Below are 16,178 nucleotides of genomic sequence, written 5' to 3' on the forward strand. Positions count from 1 at the left end.
GACCATGGGTCTGACAACGAGGATTCCCGCCCCCGGGGGCTGTCCGGCGGGACTCAGCCGCGGAAGCCCAGCAAGCCGTGCAGCGTCGAACCGTGTGCCGTGCTCGTCGCCGACTTCGCCGTGGTCAGCGGTTTCGGGTCCGGCGTCTTCTGGCACACCGCGTCGACCTCGCCGCCACTGCGCGGCACCTTGCCGTCGCTCAGATACGTCGCCAGGTACTTGTCCAGGCAGGCGTTTCCGCTCAGCGTGATGCCGTGGTTCCCGCCGCCCTGCTCGACGACGAAGCTGGAGTCGGCCAGCAGCTGGTGGACCGTCGCGCCGCCCTCGTACGGGGTCGCCGCGTCGTTCGTCGCCTGGAAGAGCAGCACCGGCGGCAGCTTGCCGTTGGCGATGTTGATCGGCTGCTCGGACTTCGTCGGCCAGAACGCGCACGGCGCGTTGTACCAGGCGTTGTTCCAGGCCATCAAGGGCGCCTTCTCGTAGACCGCCCAGTTGTCCTTGCGCCACTGGTTCCAGTCGCGCGGCCACGACGCGTCACGGCACTGCACCGAGGTGTAGACGCTGTACCCGTTGTCCCCGGAGGCGTCGATCGCGGCGAAGTTGTCGTACGCCTCGACCAGCGGATCGGGGTTCTTGTCGTTCACGTACGCCGCGAACGCCTCGGCGAGATAGGGCCAGTAGCCGTTGTAGTACCCGCCGGGGATGAAGGTGTCCTCCAGCTCGGAGGCGCCCACCTTCCCGCCGGCCGGCTTCTTGGCCAGCGCCTTGCGCATCGCGTACCACTTGGCCTCGATCCTGGCCGGGTCGGTGCCGAGCTTGTACGTGGAGTCGTATTTCGCGATCCACGCCATGAGCGCCTGGTGGCGGTCGTTGAAGGCGTAGTCCTGCCCGAGGTTGTCGTCGTACCAGACACCCGTGGGGTCGACGATGGAGTCCAGGACCAGGCGGCGCACGCGCTCCGGGAAGAGCTTGGCGTACACGGCGCCCAGGTAGGTGCCGTACGAGTAGCCGAAGTAGTTGATCTTCTTGGCGCCGAGTGCCGCGCGGATCGAGTCCATGTCCTGCACGGCGCTGACCGTGTTGATGTACGGCAGCACGCTCGCGTACTTCGTGCCGCAGGCGGCGGCGAAGGACTTCACGCGCGCGAGGTTGGCCTTTTCCAGCGCCGGGGTGCTCGGCACCGAGTCGGGGCGCACCGGGTTGAAGTAACCGGGCTTGCAGTCCAGTGCCGGGGTGCTCTTGCCGACGCCGCGCGGGTCGAAGCCGATGACGTCGTACTGGGACGCCACCGCCTTGGGCAGCGAGGAGGCCACGAAACCGGCGAGGGTCAGTCCGCTGCCGCCGGGGCCGCCGGGGTTGACCAACAGCGGGCCCTGGTACGTCTTCGCGGTGTGCGGGACCCGGGACAGGGCGAGCGTGATCTGCTTGCCGTGCGGATTCGCGTGGTCGAGCGGCACCTTGACGCTCGCGCACTGGAGCGTCGGATAGTTGGTGGTGGCGCAGCTCTTCCAGCTGAGCTTCGCCGCCTGGACGGTGGTCGCGGAATGCGTGGTGCTCGCGTCGGCGGGGAGAGCGGTGACCGTCCCGGCCACGACGACGGCGGCACCGCACAGTACGGCTGCGCGTTTTCTCATGAGTCCTCCCAGGACGGAGAGGCAGCCGACCGCGGTTCTCGCGGTCGGTCCTCGCCGCATAGTCCCGAAAAGCCGGGGCGGAAGAACCTGTTCGGCCGATACTTGACCCAATTGGGCCGCCGGATGCGCTCGAACGCCCTCGGATCAGCTCACGAAGAAGCGCCTTCGGATCAGCTCTTGAAGAAGCGCCATCAGATCAGCGAGAGCTGCGTCGGCCCGCTCACCGGCTCGTCGTCCGGCTCCACGGGCTCGGGAATCCGGCGCGGCATCCCCGCGCGCGCGGGACCGATGCCGTACTCCTGCGCCAGGTCGTGGACCTGACGGGTGATCCGGCGCTGGTACCACTTCGGGGCGTACGCGCCCTCGGCGTACAGCCGCTCGTAACGGCGCACCAGATGCGGGTGGTGCTGCCCGAGCCAGGCCATGAACCACTCGCGGGCGCCGGGCCGCAGATGCAGCACCAGGGGAGTCACCGAGGTGGCCCCGGAGGCGGCTATCGCCCTTACGGTGGCGCGCAGTTGGGCCGGGTGGTCGCTCAGGAAAGGGATCACGGGGGCCATCAGGACGCCGACGTCGATGCCGTGCTCGGTCAGCGTCCGTACGGCATCCAGGCGCCGCTCCGGGGAGGGTGTACCGGGCTCCACCGTGCGCCACAGCGCGGGGTCCGTGAAGCCGACCGAGACGGAGATGCCGACCTCCGTGACCTCGGAGGCCTGCACCAGGAGGTCCAGGTCGCGCAGGATCAGGGTGCCCTTCGTCAGGATCGAGAAGGGGTTCGCGTGGTCGCGCAGGGCGCTCAGGATGCCCGGCATCAGCCGGTAGCGGCCCTCCGCGCGCTGGTAGCAGTCGACGTTCGTGCCCATCGCGATGTGCTCGCCGAGCCAGCGCCGGGAGCCGAGCTGGCGGCGCAGCAGGTCCGGCGCGTTCACCTTGACGACGATCTGTGAGTCGAAGCCGAGGCCGGTGTCGAGGTCCAGGTAGCTGTGGGTCTTGCGGGCGAAGCAGTACACGCACGCGTGCGAGCAGCCCCGGTACGGGTTGACCGTCCACTCGAAGGGCATACGGGACGCCCCGGGCACCCGGTTGATGATCGAGCGGGCCCGCACCTCGTGGAAGGTGATCCCGCGGAACTCGGGCGTGTCGAAGGTTCGGGTGGTCACCGCGTCCGCGCCGAACAGCGCGACGTCGGCCGTCCGGCTGTGGCCGTCGGACTCCACTGTGAGGTTTTCCCAGCGCATGACGCCTCCTCGGTAGTCCTGCCCCCAGAGTGAAACACTTGTTCGAATTACGACGCAAGTGAACTTCCTCATCACTCCTGATCGCTTCCGACGCCCTGGGGTACCCCGATTTGGGTGACCGAGCGCGGGGGTGGTTGGCTTGCCCCGACCCCGAGAACGCAAGTCCTGGAGGAACGAAATGGCGCAGGTCGAGGCCACCACCGAGCGGGTCGTCGCAGCCGACGCGGAGAAGGTGTTCGACGCCCTCGCCGACTACACCGGCACGCGCGCGAACCTGCTGCCCGAGCAGTTCAGCGAGTACGAGGTGCGCGAGGGCGGCGACGGCGAGGGCACCCTCGTCCACTGGAGGCTCCAGGCCACCAGCAAGCGCGTCCGCGACTGCCTCCTGGAGGTCAGCGAGCCGACCGACGGCGAACTGGTCGAGAAGGACCGCAACTCCACCATGGTCACCACCTGGCGGGTCACCCCGGCCGGCGAGGGCAAGTCCCGCGTCGTCGTGACCAGCACCTGGAACGGCGCCGGCGGCATCGGCGGCTTCTTCGAGCGCACCTTCGCCCCCAAGGGCCTCGGCCGCATCTACGACATGGTCCTCGACAAGCTCGCCACCGAGGTCGAGAAGTAGGTCCCAAGGGCGAAGCCTCCAGGGCGCGTTGAGGCCCTGACGGCTTCCCTCACCGGTTCGGGTGGATCTCCGTTCGAGCCGGGCGTACGCCGTAACTCGTCACGCTTGTTCACAGTTGTCGCCCAAAGCGGGAATTGTGCGGCAGGCGCGACGAGGGGAGCGGTACGTGGGCGGGACGACTCTGGTGCAGGACGAACGGCCCTCGACGCCCCCGGAGACCCCGGTCCCCGCACCTGTCGAGAAGGCCGAACTCAGCCCGCGCCGCGTGCGGTTGGTGTTCCTCGGGCTGATGCTCGCACTGCTCCTCGCCGCGCTCGACCAGATGATCGTCGCCACCGCGCTCCCGAAGATCGTCGGCGAACTGCACGGCCTGGAGAGGATGTCCTGGGCGATCACCGCCTACCTCCTCACCTCCACGGTCGGACTGCCGGTCTACGGCAAACTCGGCGACCTCCTCGGCCGCAAGAGCGTGTTCCAGTTCGCGATCGCGGTGTTCGTGATCGGCTCCGCGCTCGCGGGCCGCGCCCAGTCCATGGACCAACTCATCGCGTTCCGCGCGGTGCAGGGCATCGGCGCGGGCGGGCTCATGATCGGTGTGCAGGCGATCATCGCGGACATCGTGCCGCCCCGGCAGCGCGGCCGCTTCATGGGCCTGATCGGCGCCACCTTCGGACTCGCCTCCGTCGCGGGCCCGTTGCTCGGCGGCTACTTCACGGACCACCTCTCCTGGCGGTGGTGCTTCTACGTCAACGTGCCCTTCGGCGTGGTGACGCTGGCCGTCGTCACCGTCGTACTGAAACTCCCGAAGCCCACCGCCAGGGCCCGCCTCGACATCCTCGGCGCGCTGCTGCTGGCCGCCGCGTCGACGTGCCTTGTCCTGCTGACCAGTTGGGGCGGTACCGAGTACGCCTGGGGCTCGCGCGTCATCCTCGGACTCGGCGCGGGAGCCGTCGCCGCCGCGCTCCTCTTCCTCGTCGCCGAGCGCTTCGCGCCCGAACCCCTCATCCCGCTACGGCTGTTCAGGGACGCCGTCTTCAACGTCACCGCCCTGGTGGGCCTGGTGATCGGAGTCGCGCTGTTCGGCGCCGCCAGCTATCTGCCGACCTTCCTCCAGATGGTCGACGGGGCGAGCGCGACGGAGTCCGGACTGCTCATGCTGCCCATGATGGGCGGCATCGTCGGCGCGTCGATCATCTCGGGCCAACTCATCAGCCACACCGGCCGGTACAAGATCTACCCGATCCTCGGCAGCGCCCTCGCCGCGCTCGGCATGTGGCTGCTGTCCCGGCTCGAAGTCGACACCTCCCGGCTCCAGTACAGCGTCTGGATGGCCGTCCTCGGGGCCGGCATCGGCCTGGTGATGCCCGTCCTCGTCCTCGCCGTGCAGAACTCCGTACGGCCCGCCGACCTCGGCACCGCCACCAGCGCCAACAACTACTTCCGGCAGATCGGCGGCAGCGTCGGCGCCGCGATCTTCGGCACCCTGTTCGCCGACCGCCTCACCGACGCGCTGCGCGACCGCCTCCCCACGCGCGCGGGGGCTGGCCTCCCCGACCCCGAGTCCATCACCCCGCAGCTCGTCCACGCGCTGCCCCCGGCGCTGCGCGACAGCTACATCCGGGCCTACGCCGACGCCATGCCCCGGATCTTCCTCTATCTGGTGCCGGTGCTCGCCCTCGGCCTGCTCATCGCCTTCTTCCTCAAGGAGAAACCACTGGTGTCCCACAACGCCCCCGCCGAGACCTCCGAGGCCGCACCCTTCAACTCGCCGATCCCGCAGGCCCGTTCGGCGTACACCCCCGGAATCCCCGTCTGCGGCACGGTGCAGCACCCCGACGGGACCGTCGTGCCCCGGGCCGCGCTCACCCTCATCGACGTCTCCGGACAGCAGATCGGGCGCGGCGCCAGCGGCGCGGACGGGCGGTACGCACTGTCGACACCCGGCTCCGGGGCGTACGTCCTGATCGCGGCGGCCGGCGGGCACCAGCCGCAGGCGGTGTCGGTGACCGTGGGGGAGCGGCCCGTCGAACTCGACGTCGTCCTCGGCGGCGCCGGACGACTCGCCGGGAGTGTGCTGACCGCGGACGGCACACCGGTGCGGGAGGCCGCCGTGACACTCACCAACGTGCACGGCGAGGTGGTGGCCAGTACCCGCAGCGGGCGCGAAGGCGGCTATGTGATCAGCGAGTTGGTGGCCGGCGAGTACACCCTCGCGGCCAGCGCGCCCGCGTTCCGCCCGGCCGCGCTCCCGGTCAGCGTGCAGGCCTCCCGCGAGACCCGCCAGGACGTCGAACTCGCCGGCGGCGCCGTGCTGCGCGGCACCGTCAGGGCGAGCGGCGGCCGGCCCGTCGAGGACGCGCGCGTGACGCTCCTCGACGCGGCGGGCAACGTCGTCGACACCCTCACCACCGGACCCGACGGCACCTTCCGCTTCGTCGACCTGTCCTCCGGCGAGTACACGGTGATCGCCGCCGGGTATCCGCCCGTGGCCACCGTGCTCCAGGTGGCGGGCGGGGGACGCACCGAACGCGATCTGCAACTCGGCCACGAGGACTGACCCCCTGCCCCACAGGGCGCGCAGGCGCACGCCGGTGCGGATTGGGTGGAACCAATTCCAGGAATGCCGCACATCGTCACCGGCCGTCCCCGTAGCGTGGTGGGTGGCGGCACAGATCTTGCGGAGCCGTGGGGAGAGAGGGCCTGGGCCATGGACCGTGGCACCGAGCGGGAGGCGCCTCCCGGCCGCGGAGCCGGGGACGACGTGGTGAGCGAACAGACCGCGGCGGGCCGTATCCCGCTGGCTGTGATTCTCGTCGACCGCGACGGACTCGTCTCGCACTGGAGCCGGGGCGCCCGGCGGCTGTTCGGCACCACCAAGGAAGAGGCGATCGGCCAGTCGGCGGTCGACCTGCTCCCCGTCTCCGGCGCCCTGCCCGACGACGAAGAGACTGGTTCCTACGGCGCGTTCGCGTCCTACGACGGTCTCGGCCCGAACCTGGAGTCCTCCCTCGACGGACAGTTGTCCTACCCCGCCGCCGGACGTGCCCGCCTCACCGTGCCCGGGCGAAGCGAGACGGAGGTCCTCCCGGCCGAAGGCGCAGGGAGCGATCGCGTGGACGTCCTGTGGTGGGCGTACCCGCTGGTCGGACCCGGCCGGGAGCGGCTGCTCGTGCTCGCCGCCGACGCGGACGGCCTGCGCCAGGACCTCCCCGAGGCGGACGGCGCCTTCGAGCGCATAGCACCCGGCTTCGCGCACCACACCGACTTCCCCGGCGCCGACGAACTCGCCCGCAGGCTCCCCGAGATCCTGCCCAGCATGAGTGTCGACGAGAGCGCCCGCATCGTCGCCCAGGTCCTCGAACTGGGCTACCCCGTCCTGGAGTTCAGCCAGAACGAGCGGGTGCCCGTGACCCCCGACTGGGGCGTCGCCCGCCGCGCCGAGCGCAAGGCGCGCCGCGAGCGGGCCGCCCTCGCGGTCGCCGAGGGCCTGCCCGTGCCCGAGGAGGTCGTGGACGAGCGCGAGGACCTCGAATACGTCGCCGTACGCGAGCGGTTGGAGTTCCTCAACGAGGTCAGCGGACGCATCGGCACCTCGCTCGACCTCGCCACCACCATCCTCGAAGTCAGCCGGGCCGTCGTACCCCGCTTCACGGACGTCGCCGGCACCTATCTGCGCGAACAGGTCGTCGCCGGCGAGGGGTTCCCGGACGGTGTGCCGGACACCACCACCATGTGGCACCGGGTCGCGGTGGAGCACACCGACGAACCCGGCCGCTGGGACGACGTCGTACCGGTCGGCGAGGCCATGCCGTTCCCGGCGCACACGCCGTTCTTCCAGTGCATGACCACCGGCGACCCCGTCCTCGTGCCGCGCATCAGCGAGCAGATGGGGCACATGATCGCCTCGCAGTTCGAGAAGCGCGACATCCGGCCGCTGATCACCGGCCGCTCCATGCTGGTCGTCCCGCTCAAGGCGCGCAACGTCGTCCTCGGCTTCATGATCCTGCTGCGCCACCCGGAGCGCGTCGAGTTCAACGACATGGACCGCGTCACCGGCGCCGAACTCGCCGCCCGCGCGGGCCTGGTGCTCGACAACGCGCGCATGTACACCTACCAGGAGTCCGTCGCCGAGACCCTCCAGGACAGCATGCTGCCGCACATCCCGGCACGCATGGCGGGCTGCGACATCGCCACCCGCTATCTGCCGGGCACGCTGCTCGGACGCGTCGGCGGCGACTGGTTCGACTCGGTGAAACTGCCCGGCGCCCGCACCGCGCTCGTCGTCGGCGACGTCATGGGCCACGGCCTCAACTCGGCCGCCATGATGGGCCAGTTGCGCACCGCCGTGCAGACCATGGCCGCCATGGACCTCCCGCCCGCCCAACTTCTGCGCAACCTCGACGACTTGGCCCAGCGCCTCGGCGACACCTACCTCGCGACCTGCCTGTACGTCGTCTACGACCCGATCGCGGGCGAACTCCACATCGGCAACGCGGGCCACATCCCGCCGGTGATCGTGCGGGCCAGGGACGGCCGCAGCGAGCTGCTGGACCTGCCCACGGGCGCGCCCATCGGCGTCGGCGGGGTGCCCTTCGAGGCGGTCAGCGTGCGCGTGGACCCCGGCGACCGGCTGGTGATGTGCACGGACGGTCTGGTCGAGGTGCGCGGCGAGGACATCGGCGTAGGACTCGCGACCCTGAGCGAGTCGGCCGCGCATCCGGCCGCGTCCATGGACGACGCCTGCGACACGATCATCCGCTCCCTCAACACACGCGGTGGCCGCAAGGACGACGTCGCCCTGCTGATGGCGCGGCTGAACGGCATCGAGCCGGACGACGTCGCCGAATGGCGGCTCGCCCTCGACCCGGCCGAGGCGGGCCGGGCCCGCGCGGTGGTCCGCGAACAGCTCCACGAGTGGGGCCTCGCCAAACTCGCCGACACCGCCGCCCTGTTGGCCGACGAACTGGTCACCAACGCCGTACGGCACTCCCACGGCCGCCGGATCGAACTGCGCCTGGTGCGCGGCGACACCCTGCTGTGCGAGGTGGACGACGACGACCCCACCCTGCCGACCCTGCTCAGCGCGGGCCCGGGCGACGAGTTCGGCCGCGGACTGCACGTGGTCGGCACGCTCGCCCGCGAGTGGGGCGCCAGCCGTACCACCGCGGGCAAGACCGTCTGGTTCGAACTCACCCTGCCCCGTCGCTGAAGCCCCGACTCGCCACTGAAGCGCAGGTGACCGCGGGGGCGCACGGGGCGCACATCGGCGTACACGTGTCGAATGAGCGGTGAAGGAATGCGCCGCCTGCTTGTGAGCGGGACCCGGGCGCGATAGACCGTACTGGCCCGTCACTTACGACGGAACGGCCTTGCATCCTGGGGAGTTGGGCATGAGCGTGACCAGTCGGTACCGGGACGCCTGGGAAGGTTTCTGGCGCGAGGCGCCCGAGGAACAGGGGGCCGTCTTCTGGGACGCGTCGCCGACGCAGACAGTGGGACTCCATCTCGCCCTGTTCGAACCGAAGTTGCGGGACCCCGGCCTCCAGATGATCGACCTCGGCTGCGGCAACGGTACGCAGACCCGGTTCCTCGCCGACCGGTTCAACCACGTCGTGGGCGCCGACCTGTCCGCTGCCGCCATCGACCACGCCCGGCACGCGGACCCGGCGGGGCAGGCGACCTACCGGCTGCTGGACGCGACCGACAAGACCGAGGTCGAGACGCTGCACGCCGAACTCGGCGACGCCAACGTCTATATGAGGGGTGTGCTGCACCAGGTCGACCCCGACGACCGGCAGCCGCTGGTGGAGGGGATCGCCACGCTCGTCGGGGAGCGCGGCCATGTCTTCCTCGTCGAACTCGCCGAGGCCGCCCGCCCGATCATCGGAGGCCTGGCCCAGGACCCGGAGGGGCCGCCCGCGAAGCTCGCCCCGATCCTCCGCCACGGTATCGCCCCTGGCGAAGTGGCCGACGGCGAGGTGCCCGAACTCCTCCGCGCGGCCGGCCTCGCCATCCTCGCGAGCGGTGAACTCCCCCTGATCACGACCGAGTTCAGGGCCGACGGCGCCCGCATCGAACTGCCGTCGAAGTGGCACATCGCGGGCCGCGCGACCACGTGAGGCGACAGGGGGAGGCGGGGCGGCTCACCGCCTCCCCCCGCCCGTCAGACGGGCCCTATCCGAACTGGTGCTTGAGGAACGACCCGGACCACGCCATCAGGTCCGCGGGCACGTAGTAACCCTTCTCGTCGTTGATCGCGTCCCAGTTCTTCGCGACGTCCTCGACGGAGACCGCGCCCCCTTCGTGCGCGTACCCCTCCGTCGAGGCCAGGAAGACCCGCGCGAACCGGCCCGCACCGGCCGTGTAGATCTCCCCGCTCACCGGGACGCTCTCGTGCGCGAGGTAGGCCACCATCGGCGCCACCGCCGACGACGGCATGTACGGCATGCCCTCCGCGGCCTCGGCGGGCTCCTCCTCCGGTCCGCCGCCCATCCGGGTCATCGCGGCCGGCGCGATCAGGTTGACCTTGATGTTGTGCGGCTCGCCCGCCAGCTTCGCGCTGCGCGCCATGCCGACCGTGCCCGCCTTCGCGGCGGCGTAGGACAGGTTGTTGTCCATGCCGAACATGCCGCTGGACGTGGTGAGCACGACCCGGCCGTAGGACTGCTCCACGAAGTGCGGCCAGGCGGCCCGCATCGTGTTGAAGGAACCGAGGAGGTGGACGGCCAAGTGCCGTTCCAGGTTGTCGAGTTCGATCTCCGGCAGGCCCGCGTAGCGGATGATCCCGGCGTTGTTGACGAGGACGTCGATCCGCCCGAAGCTGTCGATCGCGGTGCCGATGACGGCCTCGCCGCCCGCGGTCGTGGACACGCCGTGGGTGTCGGCCACGGCCTCACCGCCCGCCGCGATGATCCCGTCGACGACCTTCTGCGCGGGTCCGGCGTCCGAGCCCTCGCCCTCCATCGACCCGCCCAGGTCGTTGACGACGACCTTCGCGCCGCGCTCCGCCAGCAGACGGGCGTAGGCGCGGCCGAGGCCACGGCCCGCGCCGGTGACGACGGCGACGCGTCCTTCGAAGCCGAACTCGCTCATGGGTGACTCCAGTTGTGTGCGGGAAAGCGTGGATCGCGTGGGGTGGCTACCAGGTGACCGGCAGCTGGTGGATGCCGTAGGCGAGCGCGTCGTCCCTGCGGAACCTGAGCTCGTCGAAGCCGACGGCCAGGCGCAGCGTCGGGATCCGGCGGTACAACGTGCCGTAGACGACCTGGAGTTCGATGCGGGCGAGCTGCTGGCCGAGGCACTGGTGGATGCCCCAGGCGAAGGCGTGGTGGTGCCGGGCCTCGCGGGTGATGTCGAACTTCTCCGGCTCGGGGAAGGCCGCCGGGTCCCAGTTGCCCGCGGGCAGCGGGACGACGATGCCCTCGCCGGCCCTGATGGTGACGCCCTCGACCTCGATGTCCTCGGCGGCGATCCGCCGCTGGCCGAGGGCCGGGATCGTCAGATAGCGCAGGATCTCCTCGACCGCGCCCGCGACGGCCTTGGGGTCGTCCGTCTCGCGCAGCAGGGCGAGTTGGTCCGGGTTCTGCAGGAGCAGGGCGGTGCCCAGGGTGATCATGCCGGCGCTGGTCTCGTGACCGGCGATCAGCAGGATCATGCCGAGCATGACGGCCTCGGGCAGGGTGACCTCGCCCGCCCTGATCCGCCCGGCGAAGTCCGAGATGACGTCGTCGCTCGGCTCCTCCATCCGCTTCTGCAGCAGCCCGGCCAGATAGTCGCCCAGCGCTTCCATGGCCGCCCGGTCCTGCTCGGCGGTCTTGTCGCTGCGGGTCGCCAGCGAGGCGTGCTCCTGGAAGAACGCGTGGTCCTCGTACGGGACTCCGAGCAGCGCGCAGATCATCAGCGAGGGCAGCGGCAGCGCGAGCGCCTCCACCAGGTCGACCGGTTTAGGGCCCGTGAGCATGGTGTCGATGAGCTCGTCGGTGAACCGCTGGATCTCCGGCCGCAGTTTCTCCATGCGGTTGCGCGTGAACGGGGCCGTCATCATGCGGCGGATCCGCGTGTGGTCGGCGCCGTCGGCGTTGAAGATGGTCAGCGGGTGGTGGGGGGCGTTCTCCGCCATGGCCTGGTTCGGGTGCGGGAACCCGGCCTGCTTGTCGTTCGAGCTGACCCGCGGGTCGGACAGGATCACGCGCTGCGCGGCATGCCCGGTCACCAGCCACGGGGTGCTGCCGTCCCAGAGCCGTCCCCGGGACACGGGCGCCGTCTCGTTCAGGGCGCGCAGCCCGGCCGGCGGGGCGAACGGGCAGCCGCGGTCCCGCGCGCCCGGGTAGTCGAAGAGCTCCGCGTCAGGGGCGGCGAGTTCCGTCTCGGCCTCGGACATGGTGGTTCCTCCAGATGAGGGTGAGGTGGGGGAGTGCGGCCGCGGGAGTGCGGGTGGGGTCATTCCTCGATGCGGATCGCCAGTGCGGGGCACACCGCCGCCGCGTTCCGTACGTCGTCGGCCAGTTCGGCCGGCGGGTTCTCGTCCAGCAGGACGACGATGCCGTCCTCGTCGCGCTGGTCGAACACGTCCATCGCGGCGGCGACGCACTGCCCGGCGGCCACGCACTTGTCCTCGTCGACGACAACCTTCATGACAACTCTCCTGATCGTTCAGTGCATGCGGGCGGCTGGTCAACGGGGACTGTCGCCGAAGGAGGCGTGATCATGACGAAGCGTTGGAAGCAGCGTCCGCCGGGCTCTACGTGGGGCGATTGGGGCGAGGACGACGAACTGGGCCGGATCAACCTGCTCACCCCCGAGAAGGTGCTCCAGGGGGTCCGCGAGGTCGAGCACGGCATCAGCTTCAGCCTGAGCCTGCCGCTCGACTATCCGGGCGGGAGCGAGCTGAACCAGCGGCGCTACCCTCCGATCCTGCGGCCCACCGAGGACCTGGAACACAAGCAGGACGTCTTCTACAACATCAAGGCGCGCGAGCACTTCTCGCCGCACCTCAGGGACGTCTGGTCCGACGACGTGGTGACCCTCTGGCTCCAGTACTCGACGCAGTGGGACGCGCTCGCCCACCAGGGCCAGGAGTTCGACGCCGACGGCGACGGCGTCGAGGAGGCGGTCTACTACAACGGCTACCGCGCCGACGTCGACATCGTCGGACCGCAGGAGGACGCCAAGGGCGACGGCAGCGGCACCCTCGGCTTCGCCCGCCACCTGGGTCTGGAGCACATGGCGGAGCACGGGGTCCAGGGCCGGGGCGTCCTGATCGACCTCCCCCACCACCTGGGCAACACCTGGCAGCCGGTCAACCTGAAGACCCTTCAGGAGATCACGGCGGCGGACAACATCGTCGTCGAACCCGGCGACATGCTCCTCCTGCACACCGGCTTCGACACCGCCGTGATGGCCTGGGGCAAGAACCCCGACCCCGTGGGCATCCACACCACGGCCTCCTACCTCGACGCGTTCGACCCGGCGCTGCTGGAGTGGATCGCCGACTCGCAGATCTCGGCGCTGATCTCGGACAACTACGCCGTCGAGGGCGTCGGCGTCGGCCCCGAGGACAACACCCCGCACTCGCTGCTCCCGATCCACAACCTCTGCCTCTTCAAACTCGGCGTCCCGCTCGGCGAGTTGTGGTACCTGGAGAAGCTCGCGGCCTGGCTCCGCGAGCACGACCGCAGCCGCTTCCTGCTCACCGCGCCCCCGCTCAACCTGCCCGGCACCCAGGGCAGCCCGCTGACACCGGTCGCGACCGTCTGACAGCGCCACGACGGGAAGGGCCCCCAGAGTCTCTGGGGGCCCTTCCCGTCGTGGAACCGCTTGCTTCAGACCGCGGCGATCCGCCGCACCGTGTCCGCGATCGTGTCCCGCGACGGCAGCCAGACGCGCTCCAACGAAGGTGCGTACGGCGCTGGGACGGACGGCGGGGCCACGCGGGTGACCGGGGCGTCCAGGTGCCAGAAACCCTCGTCGACCGCCATCGCGGCGAGTTCCGCACCGACGCCGAAGTCCCGTACCGCCTCGTGCGCGATGACCAGGCGGTTGGTCTTGGCGAGCGAGGCGAGAACGGTCTCGCGGTCCAGCGGGGCGATGGTGCGCAGGTCGATCACCTCGACGCTGATGCCCTCGCCGGCGAGCAACTCGGCTGCCGCCAGGGCGTCCTGGACCATCCGCGACCAGGAGACCAGGGTGAGGTCGGTGCCCTCGCGGATCACCTTCGCCTTGCCGAGGGGGATGAGGTGGTCGGCCGGGGGCTTGGGGCCCTTGAGGCCGTACTGGAGCCGGTTCTCGACGAAGACGACCGGGTTGGGGTCCTGGATCGCGGCGCGCAACAGGCCATAGGTGTCAGCGGGGTTGGACGGCATGACCACCGTCAGGCCGGGGATGTGCGCGAGCAGCGCCTCCAGGCTCTGCGAGTGCTGGCTGCCCGAGGAGCGGCCGGCGCCGAACTGGGTGCGGACCACCAGCGGCATGGAGGCCCGGCCGCCGGTCATGAAGCGCAGTTTGGCGGCCTGGTTGAGGAGCATGTCGAGGCAGACGCCGATGAAGTCCATGTACATGATCTCGACCACCGGCTTCATCCCGGCCATGGCCGCCCCCACCGCCGTACCGACGATTGCGCTCTCGCTGATCGGCGTGTCCCGCACCCGGCCCGGGAAGGCCTGCGCGAGCCCGCGGGTGAGCCCGAAGACGTTGCCGCCCGCGCCGACGTCGATGCCGGCCACGAACACGCTCGGATCGGCGGTCAGTTCGTGCTCCAGGGCCAGTCGTACGGCGTCCATGGACCGGAAGATCTCGGCGTCGGCCGGGAGCGGCGCGGGCTCGGCGACGGCGGGGCGGGGCGCGGTGACGTAGTCGTGCAGGGTCTCGGGGGCCGGTTCCGGCAGGCTCCTCGCCCAGTCGATCGCCGCCTCTATCTCCTTGTCGATCTCCTCGTCCACGGCGTCGGCCGCCGTCGCGTCCAGCTGCCGGCGGGCGATCAGCAGGGGGTCGCGCTCCTTGGCGGCGGCGACCTCCTCGGCGGGGCGGTAGCGCTCGGGGTCGCCCTCGTAGTGGCCGTGCCAGCGGTACGTCTCGGCCTCGACGAGGACCGGGCCGCCGCCCGCACGCAGCCGCGCGACCACCCCGGTCATGGTCTGCGCCACCGCCAACACGTCGTTGCCGTCGACGTGTTGGTACGCGATGCCGTACCCGGCGGCGCGCGCGGAGAGCGGCGCGCGGTGCTGCTCGGACTCGGGGGAGAACTCGGAGTAGTGGTTGTTCTCGCAGAGGAAGACCACCGGCAGATCCCATACGGCGGCCAGGTTCACGGCCTCGTGGAACATGCCCTGGGCCACCGCCCCGTCCCCGAAGAAGGCCACCACCACGTCACCGGCCGCCCGGAGTTTCGCGGCGGTCGCGACCCCGGCGGCGATCGGGAGGCCCGCGCCGACGATGCCGTTCGCGCCGTAGATCCCGAGGCCGGGGTCCGCGATGTGCATCGAGCCGCCGCGGCCGTGGCAGGTGCCCGCGTCCTTGCCCATCAGCTCGGCCATCATCGACGCCGAGTCCAGCCCCTTCGCCAGGACATGGCCGTGGCCGCGGTGCGTGGAGGTGATGCCGTCGCGCGCGCCCAGCGGCCAGCAGGCGCAGACGGCGCTCGCCTCCTGGCCGATCGACAGATGCAGGAAGCCCGGGATCTCCGTCGCCTTGTACAGGTCGGAGGCCCGCTCCTCGAAGCGCCGGATGCGGCGCATCCGCCGGTACATCTTCAGGAGCTGGTCCGTCCGTGCGGTGCCGGTCGCGGTTCCGATGTGGTGCGATGCCTGAGGCATACGGTCCTCGCTTTAATGTACCGTTTGGTCTAGCAAACTAGAGCGGCGTCCCCGGAGCCGCTTCCCCCAGGCGTGCCGCAGCGCGGCGCCTGTGCGGGCCCGGGACAGCACGCACGTCGTCACAGCAAGGGGAGAGAAGACATGCCACGACCGCCGGGTCATGGGCCGGGCTTCGAAGTCAGACGCCAGAAGATCATCGACACCGCGGCGTCCCTGTTCGCGCAACACGGCTACGCGGCGACCTCCATCAACGACCTGGGCCGCGCGGTCGGGCTCGCCAAGGGTGCCCTGTACTACTACATCGGCTCCAAGGAGAACCTGCTGATCGAGATCCAGTCGCGGGTCCTCGGCCCGCTGCTGGCCCGCGCCAAGGAGATCGCGGCCCTCGACGAGGTGCCGCTGCTGCGGCTGCGGCTGCTGTCCGAGTCGCTGCTGACGATCATCTTCCGTCGGCTCGACCACATCTGGGTCTACGAGCACGACTACCGCAGCCTCAGCGGCAAGGAGCTGGAGATCGTGCTCCGGCAGCGCGCCGACTTCGAGCACCTGATCACCGGGCTGCTCACCGAGGCCGTCGAGGAGGGGACCTTCCGCGCGGTCGAACCGCACCTGGCCACCCTCCAGTTCCTCAACCTGCACAACCACACCTACCAGTGGGTGCGGCCGGACGGCAGCTGGGACGCCGCGTTCCTGTCCGGCGAGTACTGCTCGACCCTGTTCCGTGGTTTCGCCGCGAACGACCGCGAGCTGCCCGATGTCGAGGCGCTGGCCGCCGAGTTCAAGCGCGCCCGGCCCGAACTGCCTCTCGATCCGGAGGCGTTGTGGGAGTCGGAGTCGGTCTCGGTCGCGAGCTGACCGGACCCGCGGTGCGCCG

The 16,178-nt window shown here is 70.5% G+C and carries 12 protein-coding genes; 6 read left to right on the forward strand and 6 right to left on the reverse strand.

What is annotated here, in order from left to right; genetic code table 11:
• Positions 1-53 precede the first annotated feature (53 nt).
• Positions 54-1,634 (reverse strand): alpha/beta hydrolase, encoded by a 1,581-nt coding sequence (locus tag ACWDEW_RS01350; protein WP_450508443.1) that lies wholly within the window; start codon positions 1,632-1,634, stop codon positions 54-56.
• A gap of 191 nt (positions 1,635-1,825) precedes the next feature.
• The gene (locus ACWDEW_RS01355; protein ID WP_450508445.1) at positions 1,826-2,872 is read right to left on the reverse strand and encodes an Rv2578c family radical SAM protein; all 1,047 of its coding nucleotides are present in this window, start codon (positions 2,870-2,872) and stop codon (positions 1,826-1,828) included.
• A 178-nt stretch (positions 2,873-3,050) separates the two neighbouring features.
• Here ACWDEW_RS01355 and ACWDEW_RS01360 point away from each other — a divergent pair, with 178 nt between their 5' ends.
• From ACWDEW_RS01360 to ACWDEW_RS01375, 4 genes are all read left to right on the forward strand, one after another.
• The gene (locus ACWDEW_RS01360; protein ID WP_450508447.1) at positions 3,051-3,494 is read left to right on the forward strand and encodes an SRPBCC family protein; all 444 of its coding nucleotides are present in this window, start codon (positions 3,051-3,053) and stop codon (positions 3,492-3,494) included.
• A 166-nt stretch (positions 3,495-3,660) separates the two neighbouring features.
• Positions 3,661-6,051, forward strand: a complete 2,391-nt coding sequence (locus ACWDEW_RS01365) for an MFS transporter (protein ID WP_450508449.1) — start codon at positions 3,661-3,663, stop codon at positions 6,049-6,051.
• 150 nt (positions 6,052-6,201) lie between these two features.
• On the forward strand, positions 6,202-8,703 hold the full coding sequence (locus tag ACWDEW_RS01370) for a SpoIIE family protein phosphatase (protein ID WP_450508451.1): 2,502 nt from the start codon (positions 6,202-6,204) through the stop codon (positions 8,701-8,703).
• Between the two features lie 181 nt (positions 8,704-8,884).
• Positions 8,885-9,613: a class I SAM-dependent methyltransferase gene (locus ACWDEW_RS01375; RefSeq protein ID WP_450508453.1), complete on the forward strand. Its 729-nt coding sequence runs from the start codon at positions 8,885-8,887 to the stop codon at positions 9,611-9,613.
• A 55-nt stretch (positions 9,614-9,668) separates the two neighbouring features.
• On the opposite strand, the gene ACWDEW_RS01380 is transcribed toward ACWDEW_RS01375, so the two are convergent.
• From ACWDEW_RS01380 to ACWDEW_RS01390, 3 genes are read right to left on the reverse strand one after another with little or no spacing between them, the layout of a single operon-like run.
• The gene (locus tag ACWDEW_RS01380) at positions 9,669-10,586 is read right to left on the reverse strand and encodes an SDR family NAD(P)-dependent oxidoreductase (RefSeq protein ID WP_450508455.1); all 918 of its coding nucleotides are present in this window, start codon (positions 10,584-10,586) and stop codon (positions 9,669-9,671) included.
• Positions 10,587-10,632: 46 nt separating this feature from the next.
• Complete coding sequence (locus tag ACWDEW_RS01385; RefSeq protein ID WP_450508457.1) at positions 10,633-11,874, reverse strand: cytochrome P450; 1,242 nt, start codon at positions 11,872-11,874, stop codon at positions 10,633-10,635.
• Between the two features lie 59 nt (positions 11,875-11,933).
• Positions 11,934-12,128: a ferredoxin gene (locus ACWDEW_RS01390; protein WP_019071312.1), complete on the reverse strand. Its 195-nt coding sequence runs from the start codon at positions 12,126-12,128 to the stop codon at positions 11,934-11,936.
• A 72-nt stretch (positions 12,129-12,200) separates the two neighbouring features.
• Between ACWDEW_RS01390 and ACWDEW_RS01395 the strand changes: the two genes are divergently transcribed.
• Positions 12,201-13,250, forward strand: a complete 1,050-nt coding sequence (locus tag ACWDEW_RS01395; RefSeq protein WP_450508459.1) for a cyclase family protein — start codon at positions 12,201-12,203, stop codon at positions 13,248-13,250.
• Between the two features lie 65 nt (positions 13,251-13,315).
• Here the strand turns inward: ACWDEW_RS01395 and ACWDEW_RS01400 are convergent, their stop codons facing one another.
• A complete protein-coding gene (locus ACWDEW_RS01400; protein WP_450508461.1) occupies positions 13,316-15,304 on the reverse strand; it encodes an alpha-ketoacid dehydrogenase subunit alpha/beta in 1,989 nt (662 codons plus the stop codon).
• Between the two features lie 141 nt (positions 15,305-15,445).
• On the opposite strand from ACWDEW_RS01400, the gene ACWDEW_RS01405 reads away from it, so the two are divergent.
• Positions 15,446-16,159 carry a TetR family transcriptional regulator gene (locus ACWDEW_RS01405; protein WP_450508463.1) on the forward strand — a complete coding sequence of 238 codons (714 nt, stop codon included), beginning with the start codon at positions 15,446-15,448 and terminating at the stop codon, positions 16,157-16,159.
• Positions 16,160-16,178: the final 19 nt, after the last annotated feature.

The organism is Streptomyces sp. NPDC001100, from assembly GCF_053598575.1.